This window comes from Pseudorhodobacter wandonensis, assembly GCF_001202035.1.
Taxonomy (GTDB): domain Bacteria; phylum Pseudomonadota; class Alphaproteobacteria; order Rhodobacterales; family Rhodobacteraceae; genus Pseudorhodobacter; species Pseudorhodobacter wandonensis.
Window position 1 is genome coordinate 248,062 of sequence record NZ_LGHT01000044.1, and the last position, 23,805, is coordinate 271,866.

The window sequence follows — 23,805 nt, forward strand, 5'->3', positions numbered from 1 at the left end:
TGGCTTGAAGGGGCGGCGATCAGGTGATCTTTTCCAGCCGCTCTTTTGACATATCACCCGGCACAATTGTAATCGGCACGGGCAAACCGCCGGAGTTGCGGCTGAGTTGGGTGACAAGCGGGCCGGGGCCGGACTTATCATTTCCGGCGCCCAGTACCAGAATCCCGACTTCGGGGTCATCACGCACTTGCGCCAAAATCTCGGTCAAGGGGTCACCCTCGCGGATCACCAATTCGGGATTCACCCCTTGCTTGTCGCGCATCCATTTTGCGAATACCTCAAAATGCGCCTCGATCCGCTCACGCGCTTCGGCACGCATAAGATCGGCGACACCCATCCAGTGCTGATACTCTTCTGGCGGGATAACCGACAAAATTTGTACCCCGGCCCCGGTATGTGCCGCCCGCAACGCTGCAAAGCGCATTGCGTTCAGACATTCGCGGCTGTCATCCAGCACCACCATAAACTTGCGCATCATATCCCCCGCATTTCTGCGCAGATCATGGCGCATCTGCCCCCTTGCTGGCAAGCCTTACCCTTGGGAAACCAGACAACGGCAAACTTATGCCATCCGCTTGCGCCGCATCATTTATAATTGCGGCTTAGGTGCGAAAGACATTCGCCACCGCGATCCTAATAGTATACGCATCAGCCATTCTGGCGCCGAGCCGAGATCACCCATTTAAGCCTCACCAACATGATGGATTGTCCGGTCACTAGCGCGCATTCGCCGCAGGTTGGGAAAACCACACCACTGAATTATATCGCGACATGATAGCGCCTTGTTATGTGCCAGTGCTATGCGCCCAATCCCAATACAAACTCCGCGCGCGCCGTGTCACAGGGCCGATGCCGTATTCTGTGCCGTCAAAGGCACGAACCGGCGTTACCTTGGCAAAGTTGCCGGATAAAAACACCTCGTCCGCAGCATGGAAATCGTCAAATGTCAGCACGGTTTCCACCACTTCAACCCCGTCACCCCGCAGGTTGGCAATGTGCCGTGCCCGCGTGATGCCAGATAAGAACGTACCATTGGCAATCGGGGTGAACACCACACCATCGCGTACCATAAACACATTGGCAGTTGCCGTTTCAGCCACATTGCCCATTGCGTCAGCGACCAAAGCATTGCCAAAACCTTTGGACTTTGCCTCAACCAGCATCCGCGCGTTATTGGGGTACAGGCACCCTGCTTTGGCATTGCAAACGTTATCCTCCAATACCGGCCTGCGAAACCGCGTGCGCGTCAGTGTGGTCGCGGCCTCTGGGTCCGGCATAACCACCTCTTCCAGTGCCATCGCAAAGCCTGTCGCCCCGATCTTTGGCGCAACCCCCAAATCCGACCCGTCCAGCGCCCAATACATCGGCCGCACATAGACCGCTTGCCCTGCACCATAGGCCCGCAACCCGTCGCGTGCGATCGCCTCCATCTCGGCCGCAGTCATCGTCGGCGTGATCATCAACGCTTCGGCAGATGCATTGGCCCGCGCACAATGTTTGGCCAAATCCGGCACCACGCCATCAAACTGCCGCGCGCCGTCAAAGACGGACGAGCCTTGCCAGATTCCATGGTCCGAGGCCCGCATTACCGGCACATCACCGTCATGCCATTTGCCGTCAAAATAAGTGCGGATATTGGTCCCAAACGCCATCGGATCGCCTTTCTTGCATTTCGCCGCAGGTTAACCCCTGCGCCTGTTCAGGGTCCAGCCTTTCTCGCAATCATCTGGTCCGCAGGCCATTTTGTCACGGTCCGACCTGTGCATTTCTCTTAAATGCAACATCCCGGATATTTCTAAAGCCTTCCTCTTTTGCTGTGTTCAACTTCGTATACGCTCCCCTTAACGAGCAGGAGAAAAAAATGCCCAAAGGCACCACATCATTCGACAACGCGATAGAGGTCGGATTAATGACGATAGAGGCTTTCAGCGTCATTCAAATGCGCCTTATGGGAATGGCAGGCCTGTGGCCGGTCAGCCCGAATGAGAACGCCCAAATGGTCACCGAAAAGCTGGAAGCGATCTTTAGATCGACAGCCGATGCTGGTCAGGCCACCCTGCGTGGCGGTTCTCCTGATGAAATCGCAGCCGCTGCAATCGCCCCCATCCGCAACGCTACCCGCGCCAATTCGGAACGGCTTGGCAATAATGCCCTGAAACGGGGTTAACCGGCGCTCACGCTCCGCACATCATCTATCCTTAAATATCCCCGCCGGAGGCTCTGCCCCTCCAACCTGTGCGATCATGCAAAACGTCGTGCGGCATCCAAGGCAAGCCCCGTACCAACGCTGCCCAGCAAATCGCCGGTGGCAATGCGCACCCCCGGCAAACAATCGCAAACTGCGTTTTGCACTACTGGCAAGCTGGATGACCCGCCTGTCATAAACACGGTCCCGATCTGCGCCGCCTCAATACCGGCCTGCGCCAGCACCACGGCAATCGCTTCGACAATCCGCGTCACCGGCTTTTGCACCACTGCATCCAGCATTCCGCGGCTTGCACCGGTGTCCACGCCAATAAACTCGGCCAGCCTGATCGGTGTGGCCAGCGTGTCGGTCAGCTCAATCTTGGCCGCTTCAACGGCCATCGCAATGGAATGGCCGCTGCGATTCTCGATCACGCGGATCAGGCGGTCAATCAGTTCGGGTTGGTCGGCGTCAAAGCGGATTTCCTTCATGTCGGTCAGCGCCCGTCCGGCATAGACTTGGTTGATCCGGTGCCAGGTCGCCAGATCATGGTAATAATGCAGCGGCATCGGCGTCTTGCCATTGTTGATCATCGATCCAAGGCCAAGGGCAGGCATCACTTGGGCCAGCGACAACAGCCGGTCAAAATCGGTCCCGCCTACGCGGATACCATGGCTTGCCAAAATATCACCGTCACGGTCTCGCTTGTTGCGCCCCTCGGGCGACACTTTCAATATTGAAAAATCCGAGGTCCCGCCGCCGATATCGACAATCAGCACCAACTCCTCGGCTTGCACGCTTGCCTCATAGTGCAGGGCTGCGGCGATCGGCTCGTATTGAAAATCGACATGCACAAAGCCATTGGAAATTGCGATGCGTTCCAACACATCTTGCGCGGCTTGGTCGCCCTCGGGGTCATAATCGACAAAATGCACGGGTCGCCCCAGCACTGCATGGCGGGTTCCGGGTTGCACCTCGTCCAGCTTGTCGCGCAAATGCCCGAAAAATCGCCCCAAGATATCGGTAAACGCCAAGGCACGGTTGCCGACGCGGGTTTTCTCATGGATCAACTGCGACCCCAGCGTCGATTTCAACCCGCGCATCAAGCGCCCGTCCCAGCCCTCGGTATAGGCGGCAATCGCGGCGCGGCCAAACTCGGGCGGGGCGCCCTCGCTATCCCAAAACACCGCCGAGGGAATGGTCAAGGCCGCCCCCTCTAGCGGGATCAAACGTGACGCGCCGTCAACCAGAATGGAAACGGTCGAATTCGACGTCCCGAAATCGATGCCACAAACCTGCGCTGCTTTTGCCATCCGGGCCCCACTGACGTATGAAAGTCACCCGAGTTACGGGCAATTCGCGCCCGTGTAAAGCGGTGTCTGACCCTTAGGGCGCTTCGGCCAAAAGCGCCTGCAAATCCAGCCGCATATTGCCCATTTTCAACGCGCCTTTGGCATCGCGTGGCCATTCGTCACGCGGGCGGTCGCGGTACAGCTCTACGCCGTTGTCGTCAGGGTCACGCAAATAGATCGCCTCTGACACCCCATGATCGGCTGCGCCGTCCAACGCAATCCCCGCCGCCAAAACCCGTTTCAACACCGCCGCAAGACTGGCTCGATCGGGCAGCAAAATCGCGGTGTGGTACAGGCCCGTATGGCCGCGCGGGGCAGGGTGGCCCCCCAGGCTTTCCCAAGTGTTCAGTGCGATATGGTGATGATACCCGCCCGCCCCCAAAAACACCGCTTGATCGCCATAACGCTGCTGCACTTCAAACCCCAGAACATCGCGGTAAAACGCCAGCGCGCGGTCAAGGTCTGCTACCTTCAAGTGTACATGGCCGATCATGGTGTTTGGCGGCAATGCGGTGGAACCTGTATCGGGCATTTCGGTACTCCTACCAATCGATACCCTGTTCTATCCGATCCACCCGCCCGCAATAACCCCGTGCCGCGCACAGCATCTCTGCAGAATTGCAAAAAAAACGCCCTTTCCCATGACAGTGGAAAAGGGCGCAAAACCAGATTTGGCAAACCCGGCTGGATAGGCCGGTTCCTTGGGGAATAAGGCCGCCAAATTAACAACAACTACAGCCGTAGTGCCAAAAAAGGGAGCCAACACTGGCCGTAGGTACACTTCGCAATGTGCTAACCAAATCACATCGCGACAAACATAAAATTACCTCCGGGCCCAAGGACAGACCCGGAGGCGAAACATTGTTAGCTCTACCTGCTTGCGCAGGGGGGACCGAGCCAACACGGCCCAAAATTTGCCGCACCCCGATTCTGTCAGCCCCGCGCCCCCTGTGCTGTTACCTTGGTTACAGCGCAGAGAATATTTTTGGCATTCAGCCTTTGCGCGACCGGATCATGCCTACAATGTCATAAACCTCATCCACAATCGGGCGGGCAATGGCATCGGCGCGCACCGCACCTTCGCCCAAAATCCGGTCAATCTCGGCGGTGTCTTGCATCAGGCGGTTCATTTCGGTGGTAATCGGCCCCATCACCGACACGGCCAAATCGGCCAGCGCCGGCTTAAAGCTGCCAAACTGCGCGCCGGCATGTTCCCGTATCACATCTTCCGCGCTCATCCCCGCCAGCGCGGCGTAGATATTCACCAAATTTCGCGCTTCGGGCCGGTCTTTCAGGCCCTCCAGGTCGCTTGGCAAAGGCTCGGAATCCGTCTTGGCCTTTTTGATCTTTTTCGCGATCATATCGGCGTCATCGGTCAGGTTAATCCGGCTTTGGTCAGACGGATCGGATTTTGACATCTTTTTGGTGCCATCGCGCAGGCTCATCACCCGCGTTGCGGCGCCTTCAATCACCGGTTCGGTGATCGGGAAAAAATCAACGCCGAAATCATTGTTAAACTTGGCCGCAATGTCGCGGCACAGTTCCAGATGCTGCTTTTGGTCCTCACCCACCGGTACATGCGTCGCCTTATAGGCCAGAATGTCGGCCGCCATCAGCGCGGGGTAAGCAAACAGCCCCAAAGACACGTTTTCCGAATTCTTGCCGGCCTTATCCTTGAACTGCGTCATCCGGCTCATCCAGCCCATCCGCGCCACGCAGTTGAAAATCCATGCCAGTTCGGCATGTGCCGTCACTTGGCTTTGGTTGAACAGGATCGATCGTGCAGGGTCCACACCCGAGGCAATAAACCCTGCCGCCGCCTCACGCGTTTGCTGGCGCAGCTTTACCGGGTCTTGCCACACCGTAATCGCATGCATATCGACAAGGCAGTAAACCGTTTCAATTCCCTCATCCTGCTTTTCTGCAAACCGTTTTAGCGCGCCAAGGTAGTTGCCCAGCGTCAACCCACCCGAAGGCTGGATCCCCGAGAAAATGCGTGTCGGAAAGGCATGAGGCGTTTGGACCGGCTCGGCCATAAGGAATACTCCATCTGGAAATTACGTTCCGACTGGCTTACCCTTGCCGCAAAGGGGCGTCAATCAGACCCCGAGTATAAGAGGCACGATGCAAACTGATCATAACGCCGCCCCGCTAAACCCGCTGCCCGCCGTCATCTGGCTGCTGGCCCTGCCAATCATTGCAATGGAACTGGTGCTCAGCCTTGCCTCGGCCGGCGTTGTCGGTGGTGCCACAGGTATCGGCTGGCGTCAGGACGCCGTGCAGCGCTTTGCCTTCTCGCCCGATTTCATGCGCCAGATGATCGAAACCAACTATTACCCGCCCGAGCATCTGCTGCGCCTTGTCAGCTACCCGATTGTTCACCTTAACTTTACCCACGCTTTGTTCGTCGTGGTATTCCTGCTGGCACTTGGCAAGATGGTGGGTGAGGTTTTCAAACCTTGGGCCGTGTTGGTCGTATTCTTCGGCGCATCGCTTGCAGGCGCCCTAACCTACACCGCCTTGCCCTTCATCCACATCCCCCTGATCGGCGGCTACCCCCCCGTCTACGGGCTTATCGGCGCATTCACCTTTTTGCTGTGGACCAACCTCGCAGGCACCGGCAGCAGCCAATACCGCGCCTTCTCGCTGATCGGCATGTTGATGGGTATTCAATTGCTGTTCGGCGTGCTGTTCGGCGGCGGCTGGGATTGGGTCGCCGAACTTGCAGGGTTCTTTACAGGGTTTTTCCTGTCATTCGTCGTCAGCCCCGGCGGCTGGGCACGGGTAAGGCAGAAGATACGGGAACGCTGAGGGGCGGCCCGTTTGACTGCTAAGTGCCCGCGCCCTACAGCAGTCTGGCAGGAACCTGGACTGCATGGCCCCATTCGCGTGGCGACTGACCATACAGGCGCTTGAATTCGCGGCTGAACTGCGACGTGCTGGCATAGCCCACGTCCCATGCCGCCTCGTTCACGGTCTTGCCTTCGGCGATCCTCATCGCGGCGTTGTTCAATCGCATCGATTTGATGAACTGGATCGGCGACATCGTCGTAGCTTCTTTGAACCGCCGGTGAAACACTGCGCGGCTCATGCCGATGTGGTTGGCCATATCGTCGATGGTGACAGGCTCGTTCAGGTGGGCGGACAGGTAGTCGATGGTACGTGCGATTTCGTTGCCGACGCCAAAGGCGCGGCGCGCAGCAGCCCCTGCCTCGCCATTCAGCACGGCATAGTAAAGCTCGCGCAGGCGTCCGGGCCCCAGCACTTTGGCATCCAAAGGATTGTCGAGCAGTTCCAGCAGCCGAAGCAGTGCCTGTGTAAAGCCTGTATCCCAGCCTGCCAACGCCAGTGACTGTGGTGGCATAGTGCCAGACTTGCGGGCGGTGCCGATTGCACTCTCTATCTCAATGGCGAGGTCCCGCATCACGTGCGGCTCTAATGCAATCATGGCACCCAAGAGCGGGTTTTCGGGCGAAGCTTGCGGCGAACCCGCCTCGACCGGCAGGGTCATCGGGCAAAGCATGTATCGGCTGCTGTCATAGCGGTGGTGTTGCCCGTCCAGGACGGCCTCTTTGGTCCCGCTGACGATTGCCACGACAGTGGGCGTATACACTGCAGGCACGCAGGGTACGGGTTCGGTCACGCGGAACAGCTGCACCCCTTTCAGCGCGGTTTGCACAAGGCCAGCCTTGGGCAGGCGGCGTTCGATAAGGTGTTTTATCCGGGCTTTGCTCATGGCGCCAAGTTGCCAAGGAAAGTGAGGCTGTGCAACGGGGATGATACAATCAGGCAAGTATAAGCGACAAATGCGCCTGTTTCAGATCGCTTACGAGCATTATTTGCCCTTGTAGAACATAGCGATACCAAAATAGCCAGCAGGGCTGGCAGGAAAGCGAAAATGACAGACAACACATTCGGCCCGAATGGCTGGACCCCAGAGCGCCTTGGCAACCTTACGGGCAAGACCTACCTTATCACCGGTGCGAATGCAGGTGCAGGCTTTCAAGCCGCGCGTACGCTTCTCAAAAAAAGTGCCAAAGTGGTGATGCTTAATCGCTCGGCCGCGAAATCGCAGGCAGCGGTCGTGGACCTGAAAAAAGAGTTTGGTGCCAAGTCCGATGTCAGCTTCATCCGCATGGACCTTGCTTCGCTTGCCAGTGTGCGCGATGCGGCAGCGGAAGTGCTAAAGACCGTTCCCCGGATCGACGCCCTGATCTGCAATGCTGCCATCGCGCAAGTGCCGACCCAGAAACTTACGGTGGATGGCTTTGAAAGCATGCTGGGCACCAACCATTATGGTCATTTTCTGCTGTGTGGCCTGCTGTTCGAACGGATCGCGGAAACGAAGGGCCGAATTGTGGTCGTTAGCAGTCTTGGCTACAATATGGGTATCAAAACGATACAGTTCGACGACATGAACTGGGACAAAAATTACCATCAGAACAAGACCTATTCCCAAAGCAAGCTGGCGCAGATGATGTTTGCTTATGAGCTGCAGGATCGCTTGGCCGCGGCGGGCCGGACGGATGTACAGGTCTATGTTTGCCACCCCGGCTCATCCCGGACCTCGCTGATCGCAACCAGCGGCAACCTTGCGACGCGAATTTTGTTTGGCCTGATGTCTCTGTCGCCTATGGTGCAATCGGCTGAAAAAGGCGCGTGGCCTGAGGTGATGTGCGCAACCGAAACCGGCCTTCAGCAGCGGGCGCTATATGGCCCCACCGGCCGCATGGAGTTTGTTGGTCCGGTTGGCAAAGGCACTTTGCACGCGCATGCCCATGACAAGCCGGTCATGACGCGGCTTTGGGCGCTTTCCGAACAGGAAGTCGGGTTCGAGTGGAGGCCGTAATAAAGGCCTCTGATGCCCCCCTCGGCGCGGTTCCGAAGGGTGCCGCACCGGGGGGCAGTCCGCGATACGCCGCGTCCAAAATGGGACGCATTTCGAACCTCAAAATCGAGAAAGACATGTAGAGGCACAGATGAGAACGTCATTGAAAAATTAACCACGTAAACGGCGACTGTTGAAACAACGGCTTCGTAGCAGCGAGGCAGACGCCAGAAGTTCCGCCAAAGACCGCTGCCCTTTGACCAGCCACCTGCGTTTTCGTCTCTGCCAAGCTCTTGGAACCGTTGAACGGCTTGACCAAGGTGTAGACAGCGCAAGTCCTTAGAAATGCGTCACGCCAAACCATGCCGCAAGGCCGGAGATCGACAGCGCAATCATCAATGCCTAGGGTCTGGACTCATTGAGTTTATAAGCCAGCAGATGACAATGGCCGCGACAGCGATTGCTGACAGAAAGACCTTCGGACATCTATCGTATCGGGTCGCCACACGCCGCCAATCCTTCAGTTTGCCGAACATGATCTCGATCCGATTGCGCCGTTTGTATCAGCGCTTGTCGTACTTCACAGCCTTCTTCCGCTGTTTCCGACCAGAGATGCAGGCTCGTATGCCTTTGCCTTTCAATGCTTCTCTGAACCAATCCGCGTCATAGCCCCGGTCGCCGAGCAGCCAATCGACATTCGGCAAGCTGCTCAACAAAGCCCGCGCGCCGATATAATCGCTGACCTGGCCCGCCGTGACGAAGAGGTGGTGAGGCCTGCCCTGACTGTCGCAAATTGCGTGAAGCTTCGTGTTCATGCCGCCCTACGTCCGGCCGATCAGGCGGCCACGCCCCCCTTTTTGATGCCCATGCTGGTCGCGGTCCGGTGTGCCTTCGGATAGGTCGTGTCGATCATGACCGTCTTCTCCTCGCCGTGCTCCGCGGCCAGACCCACCATGATCTGCGCGAAGATACTTTTGTCACTCCACCGCTTCCAACGGTTGTAGAGTGTCTCGTGCGGCCCGTATGCACTCGGTGCATCGTACCATCGTAAGTCGTTGTGATTGATAAATATTATTCCATTCAAAACACACCGGTCATCAACGCGAGGCTTGCCGTGGGACTTGGGAAAGTAGGGCTCAAGGCGCGCCATCTGCGCGTCGCTCAGCCAGAAGAGGTCAGACGTGTCACTGCTCGCTTTTCCAGCGATGAAGTGCGCCGACAAACGGGAATGAATGAGTCCTGACCCTGGAAACAATCTGTGATCAAATCCGCAGTGACGGGGTCGGATGCGTAGGTCCAAAAGCCCTTGACTGGGACGTCCCCGTTACCGAAGTCTTGATCCCAAGATGATCCGCACAGAGAATCTTAATCTGGAATTTACCATCGGTTTCCTCTGCCGCCCAATTTGACAGGGTCGCCATGCCATTAGTCAACGCACGCGCGTTTCCGAGCAGCGAAACTTTCCAAAATACCGGCGGGCCATCAGTATTGGCCGCCATGGCCGGTAATTGCAGTGCCGTGCAGGCCAGGCCGCTGCAAAGAGTGGATTCAAGTTGGGCTACGTCTTTTCCCACTCAAAATGATTGGGTTTCAGCTTGGTACCCTCCTCCGGTTTTCAGCCGGAATAGGTTTTTCGCAGGATGTTTTTCTGCACTTTGCCCATTGTGTTGCGCGGTAGGTCTCGGACGATCTCTAATCTGCGAGGATGTTTGAACCGTGCCAGATGTGGCGTGATTTCTGCCAGCAGCGCGGCCGGGTCTAGCGTGATGCCGGTTTCCGGCACGACGACGGCGATGGTTTCTTCGCCAAAATCCGCATTCGGCACGCCGAACACTGCGGATTCGTTTACCCCCGGCAAGGCATCAAGCAGAACCTCGATTTCTTTGGGATAGATGTTGTAGCCGCCCGAAATGATCAGATCTTTTTGCCGCCCGACGATCATCAAATAGCCGTCTGGATCAATCTGCCCCAAATCACCGGTGATAAAAAAGCCGTTTTCGCGCAGTTCTTCGGCGGTCTTTTCGGGCATCCGCCAATAGCCGCCAAAGACGTTAGGGCCGCGCACCTCGATCATGCCGGTTTCGCCTTGCGGCAATTCGGCGCCGGTGTTCGGGTCGGTGATCTTGATTTCGGTGCCGGGCAAGGCAAAGCCAACGGTACCGGAGCGGCGCTCACCCGTATAGGGGTTGGATGCGTTCATGTTGGTTTCGGTCATGCCATAACGTTCAAGAATGCGGTGACCGGTGCGGGCCTCAAACTGCGTATGGGTATCGGCCAAAAGCGGGGCAGAGCCCGATACAAACAGCCGCATATGGGCGGCTGCATCGCGGGTAAACGCAGGTTCGGCCAGCAGCCGCGTGTAAAAGGTTGGCACGCCCATCAGGGCCGTGGCGCGTGGCAGATCGGCCAGCACGGCCTCGGGTTTGAAAGCCGCGTGGAAAATCATCGCGCCGCCGGTCAGCGCGACAACATTCACCGCAACAAACAGCCCGTGCGTGTGAAAGATTGGCAAAGCATGCAGCAAGACGTCCTTGTCGGTAAACTGCCACAGATCGGCCAGCACCGTGGCGTTTGACAGCAGGTTTGCGTGGCTGAGCATCGCACCTTTTGACCGACCAGTGGTACCGGATGTATACAGAATTGCCGCCAAATCGCCTGCCGCGCAAGCCACCACATCATGGTTTTCGGCGGCTATGGCGGCGGCATCTGACAGGCTGCCAGTGCCATTGGCATTTAGCGTCAGCAAGGCTGCGCCGTTCAGAATCTCGGTCATCGCTGCGGCATCCTTGCCGGCGCAGATCACCAAGCGCGGTTCGGCGTCGCCCAGAAAATACGACAGCTCGCTGGTGGTATAGGCCGTGTTCAGCGGCAACAGCACCAAACCACTGCGCACACAGGCAGCATAGACCGCCAGCGCCATTGGCGACTTGGCCACCTGCAGCGCCACCCGGTCGCCCTTGGCCAAGCCAAGCCCCGCAAAGACGTTTGCAAGCTGGGCAGACAATGTGACAAACGCACCATAGGTCAGCGTGCCCCCGCCTTCGACAAACATAAAGGGGGCGGTGCTGTCGGTGTGGCGGCCAAAAAGGGGGTCGAACAAAACGTTGGTCATGTGTCAGCCTTGCTTGTCTGGATAGGGGCGGATTTAAGTAGGGTTGTGATGGCACGCGAGGTGGCGATAGTGCCGGTTGTTGTGAACCCTTCGATATTACGGTCAATTTTGGCGGGGTCATAGAGGTAGTTGACCATCGCACCATAAGACCCGCGCTGCCCGTTTTCGGACGTATCGCCGTGGGGATGAACCTCTTGCACGATCGCGCCATTGCCAAGATGAAACCGCGCCACGGCATTGACCGGGCTGCCATCGGGCCGTTTCTCATGCACCAGATAATGCGCGATATAGCGGCGCAGCAGGGCTGTGCTTTTGTCGTCGGGGTGCGTCAGAGCCGCGCGCAGCGGCTTGGCCTCGGCCACGGGCAGGGTTTCCAGCTGGCCGTCAAGCCACGCGCGATAGCCGGGTATCGGCGAGAGGGTGACAAAAGTTTTCAGCTGCGGTTGGCTGATCGACAGATCCTCGACCACATGTTTGATCAATGCGTTGCCAAAGGAAATGCCGCGCAGGCCCGCCTGACAGTTCGAGATCGAGTAGAACACCGCCGTATCCATCTGCTGGGCCGAGGCGGCTGCGCGATCTTCGGCCAGCAAGGATTGGATATTCCCGGGGATGCCATTGGTCAGCGCCACTTCGACAAAGATCAGCGGTTCTTCGGGCATGCAGGGGTGAAAATAGGCGTAGCACTGGCGATCTTCGGGTACCAAACGCAGGCGCAACGCCTCCCAGCTGTCAATCGCATGAACGGCCTCATAGGCGATAATCTTTTCAAGGATATTCGCCGGGCTGTTCCAGTTGATCCGCCGCAGCACCAGAAAGCCGGGGTTGAACCAAGACGCAAACAGATGCGCGAAATCGAGATCGATGCGGGCCAAAGACGGCTCGTTGCGCATTGCTTCGAACAGATCGCAGCGCATGGCAACCAGATCGGCGGTAGCCCCCTGAATCCGGTTCAGGCGGCGCAATATTTCCTGACGGCGCGGTTCGGCCTGTGTGATCAGCGCGGCCAGATCTTGGGGCGCGCGGGTTTTGCCGTAACGCTGCGCGAGGGCCACTACGGTTTCGGGGTCGATATCAAAGCCATCGGCCAAATGGCGAAAGAAGTCGGCCCGCTGACCGGCATCAAGGCCACGGTATTTCTGCAAAATCGCACGCGCAACCTTGGTGGCCGAGACATCACCGATATCAGACAGTAATACCTCGCACAGCTGTTCAATCGGGCGGGTATCGCGGGCAGTGGTTGCCTGCTGCGCACGGTTGGTTATTGTCGCCAATAGGTCCGTCAGAAAGTTGGACTGAAGCATTGGGCCTACCCCTGTCTCATGCGCATGGGCACATTTATTTTATCGTATGTAAACAGATTCAGAAATTCTTGACAATAAAAATCGATATTATTTGTCCGTGTTAATAAAAATCGGCAAATACTGCAGGCGACACGGTGTCTACCTGATCAAGGACGCCAAAGACCAAAACATGACGGATGCAGCGTCGGGAAAAAGTCTATGCCCTAGCGTGAGCTGTATCGTACACATTCGGATAGGCGGCTACGACGTTTCAGAATCCGGCGAACTTAATGCGGCCGCGCTGATGATCATCATTGGTAAAATTGGGCGCTATATTACTGAAGAAAACGCGCTCGACCAGGTGTTTGCCTATAAAGTGTTAAACGACGGCTCTTTGCGCGACTGCCAACGTAAAACCCACCAACGGACGCCGGGCAAGACCTTTGACCAAACCGGCGCGATTGGCCCTCTTGTGGTCGCCCCAAAAGATCTGCCCGCAAGCGCTTCCGGGCTGAAAATCGATAATGGCGTTGGGGCTGCAATCCTGCAAAGGTCTAAACTCAAAACTTCCTTAACAGGGACGTCCCAATCGCGGGCCTTTGGATATACGCTTCCGACCGCGTCACTGCGGATTTTATCACAGCTAGTTTCTCAGCCGTCCTGCTTTCTCCGCGGCCTTCGCCTGAGTTCACCTCGGGGTGCATGTTTCGGTCCGTGGTCAGCGCGATGGCTGCCAACACGATGCTGCCTGAGACATCGCGTTCGCCCGACTGGTTGCGTGATGGCGTCATGCCGACCCACGGGCCAATACTCTTAGAAGATGAAAACCGGCTGGGATCATCGACGGCTGATCTGTAGGTTAGCGCGACAACAGCTCCCACTCCCGTTGCCCGGCAGGGCATTGCAAAGAAATGGCCCGAGAGCGAGCATCGACATAAGGTGACGACATGCAGGGGTATCCAGAGCCATCTGGCGGGCAAGGCGTTCCAATCCCGCCAGCTCCTTTCGCAAGGATGCCCGTGCCAGAAGCATAGGACCTGTCGCGGCTTCCAGCATTGAGTTGCCATGCGCCAACTCGTGAAATCGGTGTTCATAGCGGTCCCGAAAGATGGCACCAGCTTTCAACCTAAAGCTCCGCAACAGCCCACGCATAAACATTTCCAGGTCAATCATAGCCTGCTGGATGCCCTTTCAGGCCCCGAGCACGGCACGATCCTTTTGCGCCGAGACGGATTTGCAGTGAACGGGCCGGAACCAGCCAAGGTGAAGCAGGCGCGCAATGCCCTCGGCATCCCGCCGGTCCGTCTTGATTGGCATCGCCTTCAGGGCGTCCTTCGCTGTCGCAGATGGCGTGAAACTAGGTGTTCATACAGTCTTTGGTTCAGCCAATCAGGCGGTCGCGCCCCTTTTACGCCCTTGCTGGACCCCGTTCGGTGGGCATTGAAGTAGGTTGTGTCGATCATCACGGACTTCTGTTCGCAGTGTTCGACGGCCAGACCGAGTCTCATCCTGTAGTGGTAGAATTGCGCGGAACCTCTCGTCCGACCGATGGCGGGCGGTTGCGCATTGCGTTCGACCCTGCAGCAGCGCTTGTGTTTGACGCAGAGAGCGGCCTGCGCATGCGCTGATATTTCGCCTCGCCAAACTGGAAATGGCGGGGCGAATGGCTTACTCGGTCGGCCAGTTTACACGGTAGGGTGGCAAACCAGCTACTTCCATCTGTGCAGCAAAAAGGCCGCCAGCCTGCGGGTTGGCGGCTTTTTCGGCTGCGCTCATGCTAAAGGTGCCAGTGGTGATGAACAGCGTCTTCAGGTCCGGTCCGCCGAAGGTGCAGTTGGTCTCGATCTGGCAAGGAACGTCAATCTGCGCCGTGACCTCGCCCTCTGGCGTCATGCCCAGAACCTGCCCGCGATCGCAAATCGCAACCCAAAGCGTTCCGTGTGAATCCACGGTCATTCCGTCCGCTTTTCCAGTACTGTCATCAAAGCGACGAAGTACGTGCCACCTGTCGTTTTCGTATAGGTGCAAAACGCCTGGCACGCTGTCGATGAAATACATCCGCTTGCCATCCGGGCTAAAGGCAAGCCCGTTTGAAATGGTGGTTCCGGTCATCATCACATCTGGTCGGCCCCCCCGATAGCGATAAAGCGCGCCAGTCGCGCCCTTTGCACCTTCGGACATCGTGCCAACCCAGAGCGCCCCATCCGGTCCGGCGATCATATCGTTCAGGCGGTTGCCGGGGATATTGGGCTCAGGGTCGTGCAGAGCAACGATCTCGCCGGTCGTGGGATTGACCCGCCCCAGCCCGTGCTTTGTGGCAATCAGCAGCCCCCCGCGCTTATCCAGTGCCAATGCGCTTATCAGGTATGGCAAGGCAAGGCGTGTGGCCCGCCCTGTCGCGGGGTCATAAGAGTGCAAAGCCTCGCCAGAGATATCGACCCACCACAGGCGGGAACGGTCTGGATCCCAAATCAGTCCCTCGCCGCATCCGGCCTTGGCGGCATCTGCGCAAATCGGTAAGATCATCTTGGCACTTTCGTAAAAATAATGTACGAATCTATATAAATCATGCGCGATAAGGTGGCCAGCCTTAAAGCCCCAGAATATTTGGTTGAAGATCTTATGAGCACATTCGGTCCCATTGCCCTTGCCGCAGACGAGGTAGATGCTTCGCAAGGCTCGATCTATGACGCGATCCGCCATGACATCCTGTCCGGCGCGCTGCAAGCAAACGCGCGGCTAAAGATCTCGGATCTGGCGAAGCAGCACAACACCTCGACCAATCCTGTCCGCGAGGCGCTGCAGCAGTTGCGCGGCGAAGGGCTGGTGCTGTTCATTCCCAATCAGGGCGCGCGCGTGCGGCCCATCGATATGGAGTTCGTGCGCGACGTGGCAGAAGTAGGCTATCAGTTGGAACCCTATTTGCTGAAACTGTTTGCCACGATGGCCAGCGCCGAGGATATTGCCGAGTTGGAACGCATCCAGTCGGAAATTGAGACGCTCAATTTTTCCGATAAGGCGCGGCATACCGAGTTAAATCACGCGTTCCACGAATACATGTATGAGCGCCACTACAACCGCGTTGCCTTTGGTGTCTGGAAGCAACACCGCGAAATCTTGGGCTCCATCAGCACGCGCGTTCCGATTGCCATCGGGCGACAAGAGGCTATCATCCACGAGCACCGCGCCCTAATTGACGCCATCAAGGCGAAGGATGTGAAACAAGCCGTGACGGTGCTGAACCAACATATTCAAGACGCCGGCCGCCATGTGGTAGATCAGTTGCGGATCGACCAGATGCGCAGGCGCGGTCGCAATGGGTAAGATCGGCTGCTGCGCGCCTTCGCGGGGCCGCAGCGCAGGTCTGGCGGCGCCTTTTCTGGCGGCCAATTCCGGCGTGCATCTGCGCAACTGTGTTCCTGTGCCGGGGGGCGTTGCCCTTGTTGGAACTGATCGGCCGCAGATCATCGCAGACGGCGAAGGCCCGTTGATTCGCAAACGCCTCCGGGATTTATGGTGGGAAAAGGGCGCAACCAGCGTCGCGCAGTTTCGGCAATTCGTGGCCGCGACCGGCTATCGCACTGTCGCCGAAAGATGGGGCTGGTCTTTCGTGTTTTACAGCCATTTGCCGGACAATGGCGAAGGCTCGCTTGGGATTGAAGGGCTGGAATGGTGGCGGCGGATCGACGGCGCGCATTGGGCGCGGCCAACTGGACCGCAAGGGATGGACGCGCAAGACGCGTTGCCTGTGACGCATGTGTCCTGGCAAGATGCCTGCGCTTTCGCGACTTGGGCAGAAGGGCGCTTGCCCAAAGAGGCCGAGTGGGAGCATGCAGCCCGCGGCGGCCTTGGCGATGTGCCTTTCCCGTGGGGCGATGATGAGCCTTCGGACGAGAACGCGCATCTGGTCAACATCTGGCAGGGCCGTTTCCCGAACTGTGATACCGGTGCCGATGGCTTTACTGCCCCCGCGCCCGTCTTGGTCTTTGAACCGAACGGCTACGGGTTGCACCAAATGGTCGGCAATGTTTGGGAATGGACTGCCGAGCCGTTCGTGGTGCGCGGCGCCTCGCGCGCGGCAAGGCAGCTCAACGCCAAGGCAAAGGGGCAGAAATTGCTCAAGGGTGGGTCGTTTCTGTGCCATCGCAGCTATTGCTACCGTTACCGTATTGCAGCCCGAACCGGAAATACCCCGGACAGCACAAGCGGCCATACGGGGTTTCGTGTGGTTTATGATCGCGCGCCGTAATTACATCGGGCCGTGGTCGTGCTGTTCGGTCGCGTCGCGGCCGTCGATATAACTGCCAACCGGCGGGTGATGGCCGGGGCCGGCCAGCCAATCGCCTTCTGTCCGCATCCAGTCGAACAGTTTGTCATGCAACGCCTGTTGAACCTTGGTCAGTGCGGGTTCGCCTGCGCGGTTGCTGCGTTCTTGTGGGTCGGTTTCAAGGTCGTACAGCTCTGCAATGTCATGCGGGCTCCAGACATATTTATAGCGCACATCGCGGATGCCTCGAAACCGGAACTGTCGCCCTTGATAGGCATCGTATTCCAGAAAGGCGTGGTCTGCCGTCGAACGCCAGAATGATCGCGAACGTTCGGCTTTGGTCAGCATTGCGCCGTTTCCGGCACGGTCGATCATCGTAGGGAACAAGTCGTGAAAACTGACGAAATTTTCGCGCACAGTCGCGTGGTCGGCCAAAGGATCGCGAAGGATCATGGGGATACGGATAACCTCATCATAAAAGAACGGCCCTTTGTCGAACCACCCATGCGCGCCGAGCATCTCGCCGTGATCAGCTGTAAAGGCTATCAGTGTGTTGTCATCCAGCCCATTTCGGCTGACGGCTGTGCGCAGCCGCCCGAACAGCGCATCGATCCACGAACAAAAGCCCCAGTAATGCTGTGCAGTGCGGCGCCAGTCGTCCTGCGTCATGTGTGATGTGTCCTGGCACGGCCAATAGAATGCCCCTTGTGCCGCTGGCTTTCCTTGTTCCGAGAATTGCGGGCACCAGTTCTCGGGCATGAAATCCGCAGGCAAATCATTGTAAAGATCAACGTATTGTTGCGGCACGTGGTGCGGGAAATGCGGTCCGTGCAGGCAAACGACAAGGCAAAAAGGACGTTCCGAGGCCGCAAGTGATGCAAGCTTGTCGATGGCAAGGTTCACCCTTGCCTCGTCCAATGCGATTCCATCGGTAATTGTCGCATAATAAGGGGATTTGCGCGGCGCGCCAAAGGTAATTTCGGCAGTTTGCATAAGGTCCATATCGCCGCCATCACTGAGCGCGGTATCGGCAATCCCCCTTTCCAGCAAAGTCCGATCCCCCAGATGCCACTTGCCGATAAAGGACACCGCATAACCGTCATCGCGCAACCGTTCGAGAAACGTGACCTGCGCTGGATGAAGCTTGCCCTTTGGATAGAAGGACCGCCCCTGCACATTGTCCACAGCGCCGTGTTGGTGCGGCAGTTTGCCGGTGAACAGGCTGCCGCGTGCTGGCGTACACAGCGGCACCGGGGTGAAGGCGTTGATGAAAGTCGTGGACTCCTGTGCAAAGGCATGAAGGTTTGGCAGTTTCGCAGGGTGTCCCGGCTGGTTTAGCGTGTCCCAGCGCCATTGATCCGTCACAAACAGCAGCATATTTTTTCTGGATGGCATCCCGGCACCTCTTTTTGTTGCCATATCTCTATGCCGCCAATCAGATGAAAAATCTATATCGAACATTAAAATCGCAAAATAATGTATGAAATTTGTGATGGGTGTGGTTGCTGATTGGGTTCGAGTGGCGTCGCGGCATGTGGCCTTGAAGATAACTTTCGGCCGCGCCACTGCGAATGCGCGTATTGGGCTGATGGCCGCGCGATACAGCAACGTCTGACAAAGGCTGCGGCACGAATATCATCGTGAAATGGTTGTCTGCAGGAATATCGATTGGGTAACGGGGCAGGCGCGCCTAACCCAGTTTACCCATGATCAGACTTGCGCATCTATCGCCGAGCATCATCGCGGGCGCATTCGTGTTGCCTGCGTTTATGTCGGGCACTGCCGACATATCGCACACGCGTAAGCCGTCGATCCCGCGTACCCGCATCCGTGCATCCAGAACCGCCATCGGGTCCCCATCCGCCCCCATTCTGGCAGTGCCTGCCGGATGGTAGTTGGTTTTCACAAAACGCTTGCAATGGGCAATCATTGCGGCGTCTGACGTGTCATCCGGGTTGGGAACAGCGACGTTTTTTATCCGCTGCGCCAAGGGCTGCGCCGCCATTGCCCGCAGAAAAAAGCGCTGCCCCTCTACCATGGTTTTCATATCATCCGGATGTTTTAGCAAGTTGGGCGAAACGATTGGCATCGCAGCCGCATCGGCAGAGGCAAGCCGCACCTCGCCCCGCGATTTCGGCTTTACAACAACCGTGGTAATCGTAATGCCATAACCATCTTTCAGCGCGTCTTGGGCGTCGCGGTCCAGATAGACAATCGGCACGCAAAAGGCCTGAATGGTCGGGGGGGCCTCTGGCGTCACCGGGTTTACAAAGGCCCCGGCCTCGACGCCCGCCGAGGTTACAGGGCCAGTGCCGAACAGCTTGAACTGCAAACCATTGCGCAGCATCCGCCAACCGTCGCCCTGCCTATAATAGCCATAGGGACCGTTGGCATAGGCAGTGATCGGAACCTCCGGGTGATCGATCAGGTTTTGGCCTACGCCTGCAAGATCGGCCTGCACGTCAATGCCATGTTCGGCCAGATGGTCGGCAGGGTCAATGCCGGATAACATCAGGATCTTGGGCGTGACCAAGGCGCCCGCAGCAAGCACGATCTCTCTGCTTGCTTTTGCAACGTGCTGGCCCTGCTTGTCGCGGAACGCAACCCCAACGGCGCGGCCATTTTCAATCAAGATCCGGTCAACCTCTGCCCCCAAGCGCACAGTCAGCTTGGGGTTCTTCAACTGCGGCGAGATGAATGCATAGGCAGCGGAACTGCGCTTTCCCTTGCGGTTGGTGAATTGGTAGAACCCAACGCCGCGCTGGTTTGGCCCGTTGAAATCAGGGTTGAAGGGTTCACCCAAGGTCTGCACCGCTTGCACGAACCAGCGCGACATATCATCGATATGACCGGGGTCAGAAACCTGCAACGGCCCCTCTGTTCCGTGCAGCGCATTCGCAAGACGGTTGTTGCCCTCCATTCCCCTGAAATGCGGCAAAACATCTTTCCAGCCCCAGCCAATCCCGTCATTGTTGCCGCGCAAAATGGCGTCCCACGCGTTATAATCATCGGGCCGCCCCCGCATATAGACCTGTGCGTTCACAGATGAGCCTCCGCCAAGCACATTCCCTTGCGGGATGTCATGCACGCGCCCGTCCAGATGCGCCTGCGGCGTCGTTTTGTGGTAGCGCATGAATTTGGAGCCGTTGATCATTTTGAAAATGCCGGGCGGCATATCCAGCAATGGGTGCCGGTTCGAGTGGCCCGCCTCTAGCAATAACACGCGCCCACCGCTCTCGGCGGCCAAACGTGCTGCGGCCACACAGCCGGCAGAGCCGCCACCGATAACGATGTAATCGTATGTCATGTTCAAAATCCTATGACGAAAAGGTCGTGCGCACGTGATCCCATGCGTCAACAAGATGCGATTTCAATGCCTCTTCGGCGGCTGCGGGGTCGCGCTCGAGTATGGCTGTCAGAATAGCTTGATGGGCTTTGTAGTTCATTTCATTGCGCTCGGGCGAACGGATCATCTTTACCCAATGCGGTGCCAGCCAAGCGGTATAACCTGCATGAATCGCCGGGAAAATCGGGTTCTTAGGGATGCTGTACAAAACCCCATGAAATGCGACATCGGTTTGATAAAAGGCCAGCGAGTCCGGAATAGAGGCTTGATTGGCCGCAAGCGATGCCTTGAGGGCCGCAATATCGTCCTTGGTGGCGGAAAGGGCGGCATCGCGCACCAAAGCCCGCTCAACGAACACGCGGCTGTCATATAGGTTTTTCACGCCCCCCGGTTCGGTCAAAAGATGCTGCACGATGTTGCCTGTGGCATGCAGCACCGTTTCATAATCAGGTTTGCGTACGATCGGGCGAAAGCGCGGCTTGCTCTCAATCAACCCGCGGCTGGACAGCGTCGAGATTGCCTCGCGGATGACCGTCCGGCTGGCGCCAAAATTTTCCATCAAATCGCGCTCGGCGGGCAAAGGCTTGCCGTTGGGAAGCGCACCAGAGACGATCTGTTCTTCCAGCTGCCTGATGACAACATCGGCAGCGCGGGAATCTCTTGTCGGATTGGGCTGATTCTGCACGAAGCCTCCAAGCATGGCGCGGCGTTTGGATGATTAAACGATATGTATGATTAGACCAAAACTATGCATCAAACGCAAGAAAAACCTATCAAATAAGGAAAATCGAATTATTAAGAGAAATTCATTGACAGGATTTGACGATTAGTCATAAGTTTGGTCATACCAAATGGGGGCGCTATGTTTAACCTTTCAATGCCGACGCACGAACAGATCAGCGCCAGAATGTTCATCGATGGCGCTTGGGTTTATGCCACCGGACGGGGCGAAATTGCGGTCGAAAACCCTGCAAATGAGGCGCTGTTGGGCAGCATTCCCGATGGCACTGCCGAAGATGCACGGGCAGCGCTGGATTCAGCCCATCGCGCCCAGCCCGCATGGGCGGCATTGCCCCCGATTGAGCGCGCAGCGCTTGTCCAGAAATTAGCGCATGCCGTGGCCGCACGCGCCGAAGACCTTGCCCGCATCGTTACGCTTGAACAAGGCAAGCCCTTGGCGCAGGCGCGGGACGAAATTGGGGCGGTCGTCACCTTTTTGACCTATGCCGCCAATAATGCCCGCCGCATCGAAGGCGATATCATCACGTCGGACAACCGTGATGAGGAAATCCACATTCGTCGGCATCCTTACGGTGTGGTTGTCGGCCTGACCGCGTGGAATTACCCCGCCGCCCTTGCCGCCCGCAAACTGGGCCCTGCCTTGGTGACCGGCAATACCTTTGTGCTGCTCGCCCATGAAATCACGCCCTTCTCTGGTTTGGCATTGGCGCAGTTGGCCGAACAGGTTGGCTTTCCACCGGGTATCTTTAACGTTGTAACCGGCCGCGGCCGGGTGGTCGGGCAGGCGATGGTTGAAAGCCCGCTGTCGGGTCTGATCACCATGACCGGCAGCACAAGGGCCGGACGCGAGATTTATCGGGCCGGCGCCGATGCGATCAAGGTGATCCGGCTGGAACTGGGCGGCAAAGCGCCCTTTATCGTCATGCAAGATGCCGATATCGACGCCGCCGTCAAAGCTGCCGTGACCGCGCGTTTCACCAACAGCGGCCAGATTTGCACCTGCAATGAACGGATGTATCTGCACCGCGCGATTGCGGATGAATTTTTGGCCAAGTTCACCGATGCAGCGCGGGCCCTGACCATTGGCGACCCGCTGAGCGCTGTGGACATGGGGCCAAAGGTCAGCGGACCCGAGGTTGAAAAAGTCTGTGAGATCGTCGCGCGTGGCGTGGCTGACGGGGGCGAAGTATTGCTGAAAGGTGGTCCGCTGAAAGACGGCATTTACGCCAAAGGCCACTGGTATGCGCCCACTGTGGTAGAGGTGCCGTCCAACAGCTCGCCTCTGATCCAAGAGGAAGTTTTTGGCCCCGTGGCAACAGCCCTACGGGTGGACGATCTTGATCAGGCGATTGCCCATGCCAATGACACCAGCTTTGGCCTGTCGGCCTATCTATTCACAAATTCGCTGAAAGACATCGCCCGCGCACCTTATGCGCTGAAATTTGGCGAAATTTATCTGAACCGCGCCAATGGCGAGGCGGTTCAAGGCTTTCACACCGGTTGGGGCCAATCGGGCCTTGGCGGCGAAGACGGCAAATACGGGTTCGACGGGTATCTGCGCAAGCAGACTACCTATTTGAATTGGGGATAACCCCAGACAATCGCGCAGGGAGGAGAACCCGCGCATTTAGTGGAGGACTACACATGAAACGCAGAAATCTGTTCCTGGGCGTTACAGCCATTGCCCTTGGCCTTTCAGCTACGGCCTTTGCCCAAGACCTGCCGCCGCTTGCCCAAAAAGAGCGGTACAAGGTCGGGTTTTCCCAAATGGAATCCAATAACCCTTGGCGTATCGCCGAAACCAAATCGTTCCATGATACCGCCGAAAGCTGCGGCTGGGATCTGATTGCAACGGACGCGGCAGGCTCGGCCGCCAAGCAGGTCGCCGACGTGGATAGCATGATCGCGCAAGGCATCGACGTGTTGTTCCTGCCGCCGCGCGAAGAAAAGCCGCTGATCCCAGCAGTTAAAAAGGCCAAAGCTGCCGGCATCCCGACCTTCCTGGTCGACCGTTCTGTTGACCCGGCAGCCGCTGTCGCCGGTGTCGATTACGTTGCGTTTCTTGGATCGGACTTTATTGATCAAGGGAAACGTGCAGCAGAATGGACCATCGCGAATTTCAAAGGCGAAAAGGCCGTGGTTGTAGAACTGGAAGGCACTACAGGCTCTTCCCCTGCCAATGACCGCAAAAAAGGCTTTGATGACGCACTTGCGGCTGATGCACGCTTTGAAATCGTCGCCAGCCAAACCGGTGACTTTGCCCGCGATCTGGGGCGTCAGGTCATGGAAACCCTGTTGCAGGCGCATCCTGATGTGAATGTGGTTTATGCCCATAACGATGAAATGGCGATTGGGGCTATTCAGGCGCTGGAACTTGCTGGCCGCAAACCGGGCGAAGATGTTTTGATCGTTTCCATCGACGGCACCCGCGACGCGCTTCAGGCCATCATTGACGGCAAAATGGGCGTGACGGTTGAAAGCTCGCCATTTTTTGGCCCGTTGGCCTGTGACGTGATGAAGCGCTACGCCGCCGGCGAGAAGATTGAACCTTGGGTTCAAGTGAAAGACCGCATCTTCACCAAAGAGAACGCGGCCGATCACATCGCAGAAGCGTACTAAGATACGCTCGTTCGGAGGGATTGTGCTGCTCCCTGCGCAATCCTTCCGCTTCCCTGCGCAAAAGGATTTTGG

The 23,805-nt window shown here is 57.5% G+C and carries 20 protein-coding genes and 3 pseudogenes; 8 read left to right on the top strand and 15 right to left on the bottom strand.

The window, feature by feature from the left end; translation table 11 throughout:
* Positions 1-19 precede the first annotated feature (19 nt).
* Positions 20-475: a universal stress protein gene (locus AKU79_RS16125; protein ID WP_050524855.1), complete on the bottom strand. Its 456-nt coding sequence runs from the start codon at positions 473-475 to the stop codon at positions 20-22.
* A gap of 310 nt (positions 476-785) precedes the next feature.
* Positions 786-1,652: a branched-chain amino acid aminotransferase gene (locus AKU79_RS16130; protein ID WP_050524594.1), complete on the bottom strand. Its 867-nt coding sequence runs from the start codon at positions 1,650-1,652 to the stop codon at positions 786-788.
* Positions 1,653-1,861: 209 nt separating this feature from the next.
* Between AKU79_RS16130 and AKU79_RS16135 the strand changes: the two genes are divergently transcribed.
* On the top strand, positions 1,862-2,167 hold the full coding sequence (locus tag AKU79_RS16135) for a hypothetical protein (protein ID WP_050524595.1): 306 nt from the start codon (positions 1,862-1,864) through the stop codon (positions 2,165-2,167).
* A 74-nt stretch (positions 2,168-2,241) separates the two neighbouring features.
* Here the strand turns inward: AKU79_RS16135 and AKU79_RS16140 are convergent, their stop codons facing one another.
* The 3 genes from AKU79_RS16140 to trpS all read right to left on the bottom strand — a co-directional run bounded on the left by AKU79_RS16140 (position 2,242) and on the right by trpS (position 5,573).
* Positions 2,242-3,498: an Hsp70 family protein gene (locus AKU79_RS16140; RefSeq protein WP_050524596.1), complete on the bottom strand. Its 1,257-nt coding sequence runs from the start codon at positions 3,496-3,498 to the stop codon at positions 2,242-2,244.
* A 73-nt stretch (positions 3,499-3,571) separates the two neighbouring features.
* On the bottom strand, positions 3,572-4,069 hold the full coding sequence (locus AKU79_RS16145) for a VOC family protein (protein WP_050524597.1): 498 nt from the start codon (positions 4,067-4,069) through the stop codon (positions 3,572-3,574).
* Positions 4,070-4,529: 460 nt separating this feature from the next.
* A complete protein-coding gene (gene trpS, locus AKU79_RS16150) occupies positions 4,530-5,573 on the bottom strand; it encodes a tryptophan--tRNA ligase (RefSeq protein WP_050524598.1) in 1,044 nt (347 codons plus the stop codon).
* Between the two features lie 88 nt (positions 5,574-5,661).
* On the opposite strand from trpS, the gene AKU79_RS16155 reads away from it, so the two are divergent.
* A complete protein-coding gene (locus AKU79_RS16155) occupies positions 5,662-6,348 on the top strand; it encodes a rhomboid family intramembrane serine protease (protein WP_050524599.1) in 687 nt (228 codons plus the stop codon).
* Positions 6,349-6,382: 34 nt separating this feature from the next.
* On the opposite strand, the gene AKU79_RS16160 is transcribed toward AKU79_RS16155, so the two are convergent.
* Positions 6,383-7,273, bottom strand: a complete 891-nt coding sequence (locus tag AKU79_RS16160) for an AraC family transcriptional regulator (protein WP_050524600.1) — start codon at positions 7,271-7,273, stop codon at positions 6,383-6,385.
* A 162-nt stretch (positions 7,274-7,435) separates the two neighbouring features.
* On the opposite strand from AKU79_RS16160, the gene AKU79_RS16165 reads away from it, so the two are divergent.
* Entirely contained in the window at positions 7,436-8,386 is a 951-nt protein-coding gene (locus tag AKU79_RS16165; RefSeq protein WP_050524601.1) for an SDR family oxidoreductase, read from the top strand.
* A 374-nt stretch (positions 8,387-8,760) separates the two neighbouring features.
* On the opposite strand, the pseudogene AKU79_RS19055 reads toward AKU79_RS16165, so the two are convergent.
* From AKU79_RS19055 to AKU79_RS16185, 3 genes and pseudogenes are all read right to left on the bottom strand, one after another.
* Positions 8,761-9,515 (bottom strand): annotated as a pseudogene (locus tag AKU79_RS19055) (IS5 family transposase).
* Positions 9,516-9,980: 465 nt separating this feature from the next.
* Positions 9,981-11,477: a malonate--CoA ligase gene (locus AKU79_RS16180; RefSeq protein ID WP_050524603.1), complete on the bottom strand. Its 1,497-nt coding sequence runs from the start codon at positions 11,475-11,477 to the stop codon at positions 9,981-9,983.
* Positions 11,474-12,781 (bottom strand): malonyl-CoA decarboxylase, encoded by a 1,308-nt coding sequence (locus AKU79_RS16185; protein WP_050524604.1) that lies wholly within the window; start codon positions 12,779-12,781, stop codon positions 11,474-11,476. The genes AKU79_RS16180 and AKU79_RS16185 overlap by 4 nt, the downstream gene beginning before the upstream one ends.
* Positions 12,782-13,064: 283 nt before the next feature.
* Between AKU79_RS16185 and AKU79_RS19060 the strand changes: the two genes are divergently transcribed.
* On the top strand, positions 13,065-13,577 hold the full coding sequence (locus AKU79_RS19060) for a fumarylacetoacetate hydrolase family protein (protein WP_231580223.1): 513 nt from the start codon (positions 13,065-13,067) through the stop codon (positions 13,575-13,577).
* Here AKU79_RS19060 and AKU79_RS20065 read toward each other — a convergent pair.
* From AKU79_RS20065 to AKU79_RS16195, 3 genes and pseudogenes are all read right to left on the bottom strand, one after another.
* Positions 13,492-14,095 (bottom strand): annotated as a pseudogene (locus AKU79_RS20065) (transposase); the annotation flags it as partial. The gene AKU79_RS19060 and the pseudogene AKU79_RS20065 overlap by 86 nt on opposite strands.
* A gap of 49 nt (positions 14,096-14,144) precedes the next feature.
* Positions 14,145-14,271 (bottom strand): annotated as a pseudogene (locus AKU79_RS19815) (IS5/IS1182 family transposase); the annotation flags it as partial.
* Positions 14,272-14,428: 157 nt separating this feature from the next.
* Positions 14,429-15,286, bottom strand: coding sequence for an SMP-30/gluconolactonase/LRE family protein (locus tag AKU79_RS16195; RefSeq protein ID WP_050524605.1), 858 nt, complete (start codon positions 15,284-15,286; stop codon positions 14,429-14,431).
* 42 nt (positions 15,287-15,328) lie between these two features.
* Here AKU79_RS16195 and AKU79_RS16200 point away from each other — a divergent pair, with 42 nt between their 5' ends.
* Together AKU79_RS16200 and AKU79_RS16205 are read left to right on the top strand one after the other, a co-directional pair.
* The gene (locus AKU79_RS16200; protein WP_197087377.1) at positions 15,329-16,084 is read left to right on the top strand and encodes a GntR family transcriptional regulator; all 756 of its coding nucleotides are present in this window, start codon (positions 15,329-15,331) and stop codon (positions 16,082-16,084) included.
* A complete protein-coding gene (locus AKU79_RS16205; protein WP_050524606.1) occupies positions 16,077-17,009 on the top strand; it encodes a formylglycine-generating enzyme family protein in 933 nt (310 codons plus the stop codon). Before AKU79_RS16200 ends, AKU79_RS16205 begins: the two co-directional genes overlap by 8 nt.
* Here the strand turns inward: AKU79_RS16205 and AKU79_RS16210 are convergent, their stop codons facing one another.
* The 3 genes from AKU79_RS16210 to AKU79_RS16220 all read right to left on the bottom strand — a co-directional run bounded on the left by AKU79_RS16210 (position 17,010) and on the right by AKU79_RS16220 (position 21,058).
* A complete protein-coding gene (locus tag AKU79_RS16210; protein WP_197087379.1) occupies positions 17,010-18,422 on the bottom strand; it encodes a sulfatase-like hydrolase/transferase in 1,413 nt (470 codons plus the stop codon). It lies immediately after the preceding gene.
* Positions 18,423-18,717: 295 nt separating this feature from the next.
* Complete coding sequence (locus AKU79_RS16215; RefSeq protein WP_050524608.1) at positions 18,718-20,334, bottom strand: GMC family oxidoreductase; 1,617 nt, start codon at positions 20,332-20,334, stop codon at positions 18,718-18,720.
* A 10-nt stretch (positions 20,335-20,344) separates the two neighbouring features.
* Positions 20,345-21,058 carry an FCD domain-containing protein gene (locus AKU79_RS16220; protein WP_231580210.1) on the bottom strand — a complete coding sequence of 238 codons (714 nt, stop codon included), beginning with the start codon at positions 21,056-21,058 and terminating at the stop codon, positions 20,345-20,347.
* Between the two features lie 177 nt (positions 21,059-21,235).
* Here AKU79_RS16220 and AKU79_RS16225 point away from each other — a divergent pair, with 177 nt between their 5' ends.
* Positions 21,236-22,705 carry an aldehyde dehydrogenase family protein gene (locus AKU79_RS16225; RefSeq protein WP_050524610.1) on the top strand — a complete coding sequence of 490 codons (1,470 nt, stop codon included), beginning with the start codon at positions 21,236-21,238 and terminating at the stop codon, positions 22,703-22,705.
* 53 nt (positions 22,706-22,758) lie between these two features.
* Entirely contained in the window at positions 22,759-23,733 is a 975-nt protein-coding gene (locus AKU79_RS16230; RefSeq protein ID WP_050524611.1) for an ABC transporter substrate-binding protein, read from the top strand.
* The last annotated feature ends 72 nt before the right edge of the window (positions 23,734-23,805 follow it).

Excerpts from the sequence above, each read along its gene's own strand:
- AKU79_RS16125 (WP_050524855.1), bottom strand. The coding sequence starts at position 475 with ATGCGCAAGTTTATGGTGGTGCTGGATGACAGCCGCGAATGTCTGAAC.
- AKU79_RS16130 (WP_050524594.1), bottom strand. The coding sequence starts at position 1,652 with ATGGCGTTTGGGACCAATATCCGCACTTATTTTGACGGCAAATGGCAT.
- AKU79_RS16135 (WP_050524595.1), top strand. The coding sequence starts at position 1,862 with ATGCCCAAAGGCACCACATCATTCGACAACGCGATAGAGGTCGGATTA.
- AKU79_RS16140 (WP_050524596.1), bottom strand. The coding sequence starts at position 3,498 with ATGGCAAAAGCAGCGCAGGTTTGTGGCATCGATTTCGGGACGTCGAAT.
- AKU79_RS16145 (WP_050524597.1), bottom strand. The coding sequence starts at position 4,069 with ATGCCCGATACAGGTTCCACCGCATTGCCGCCAAACACCATGATCGGC.
- trpS (WP_050524598.1), bottom strand. The coding sequence starts at position 5,573 with ATGGCCGAGCCGGTCCAAACGCCTCATGCCTTTCCGACACGCATTTTC.
- AKU79_RS16155 (WP_050524599.1), top strand. The coding sequence starts at position 5,662 with ATGCAAACTGATCATAACGCCGCCCCGCTAAACCCGCTGCCCGCCGTC.
- AKU79_RS16160 (WP_050524600.1), bottom strand. The coding sequence starts at position 7,273 with ATGAGCAAAGCCCGGATAAAACACCTTATCGAACGCCGCCTGCCCAAG.
- AKU79_RS16165 (WP_050524601.1), top strand. The coding sequence starts at position 7,436 with ATGACAGACAACACATTCGGCCCGAATGGCTGGACCCCAGAGCGCCTT.
- AKU79_RS16180 (WP_050524603.1), bottom strand. The coding sequence starts at position 11,477 with ATGACCAACGTTTTGTTCGACCCCCTTTTTGGCCGCCACACCGACAGC.
- AKU79_RS16185 (WP_050524604.1), bottom strand. The coding sequence starts at position 12,781 with ATGCTTCAGTCCAACTTTCTGACGGACCTATTGGCGACAATAACCAAC.
- AKU79_RS19060 (WP_231580223.1), top strand. The coding sequence starts at position 13,065 with ATGATCATCATTGGTAAAATTGGGCGCTATATTACTGAAGAAAACGCG.
- AKU79_RS16195 (WP_050524605.1), bottom strand. The coding sequence starts at position 15,286 with ATGATCTTACCGATTTGCGCAGATGCCGCCAAGGCCGGATGCGGCGAG.
- AKU79_RS16200 (WP_197087377.1), top strand. The coding sequence starts at position 15,329 with ATGCGCGATAAGGTGGCCAGCCTTAAAGCCCCAGAATATTTGGTTGAA.
- AKU79_RS16205 (WP_050524606.1), top strand. The coding sequence starts at position 16,077 with ATGGGTAAGATCGGCTGCTGCGCGCCTTCGCGGGGCCGCAGCGCAGGT.
- AKU79_RS16210 (WP_197087379.1), bottom strand. The coding sequence starts at position 18,422 with ATGCCATCCAGAAAAAATATGCTGCTGTTTGTGACGGATCAATGGCGC.
- AKU79_RS16215 (WP_050524608.1), bottom strand. The coding sequence starts at position 20,334 with ATGACATACGATTACATCGTTATCGGTGGCGGCTCTGCCGGCTGTGTG.
- AKU79_RS16225 (WP_050524610.1), top strand. The coding sequence starts at position 21,236 with ATGTTTAACCTTTCAATGCCGACGCACGAACAGATCAGCGCCAGAATG.
- AKU79_RS16230 (WP_050524611.1), top strand. The coding sequence starts at position 22,759 with ATGAAACGCAGAAATCTGTTCCTGGGCGTTACAGCCATTGCCCTTGGC.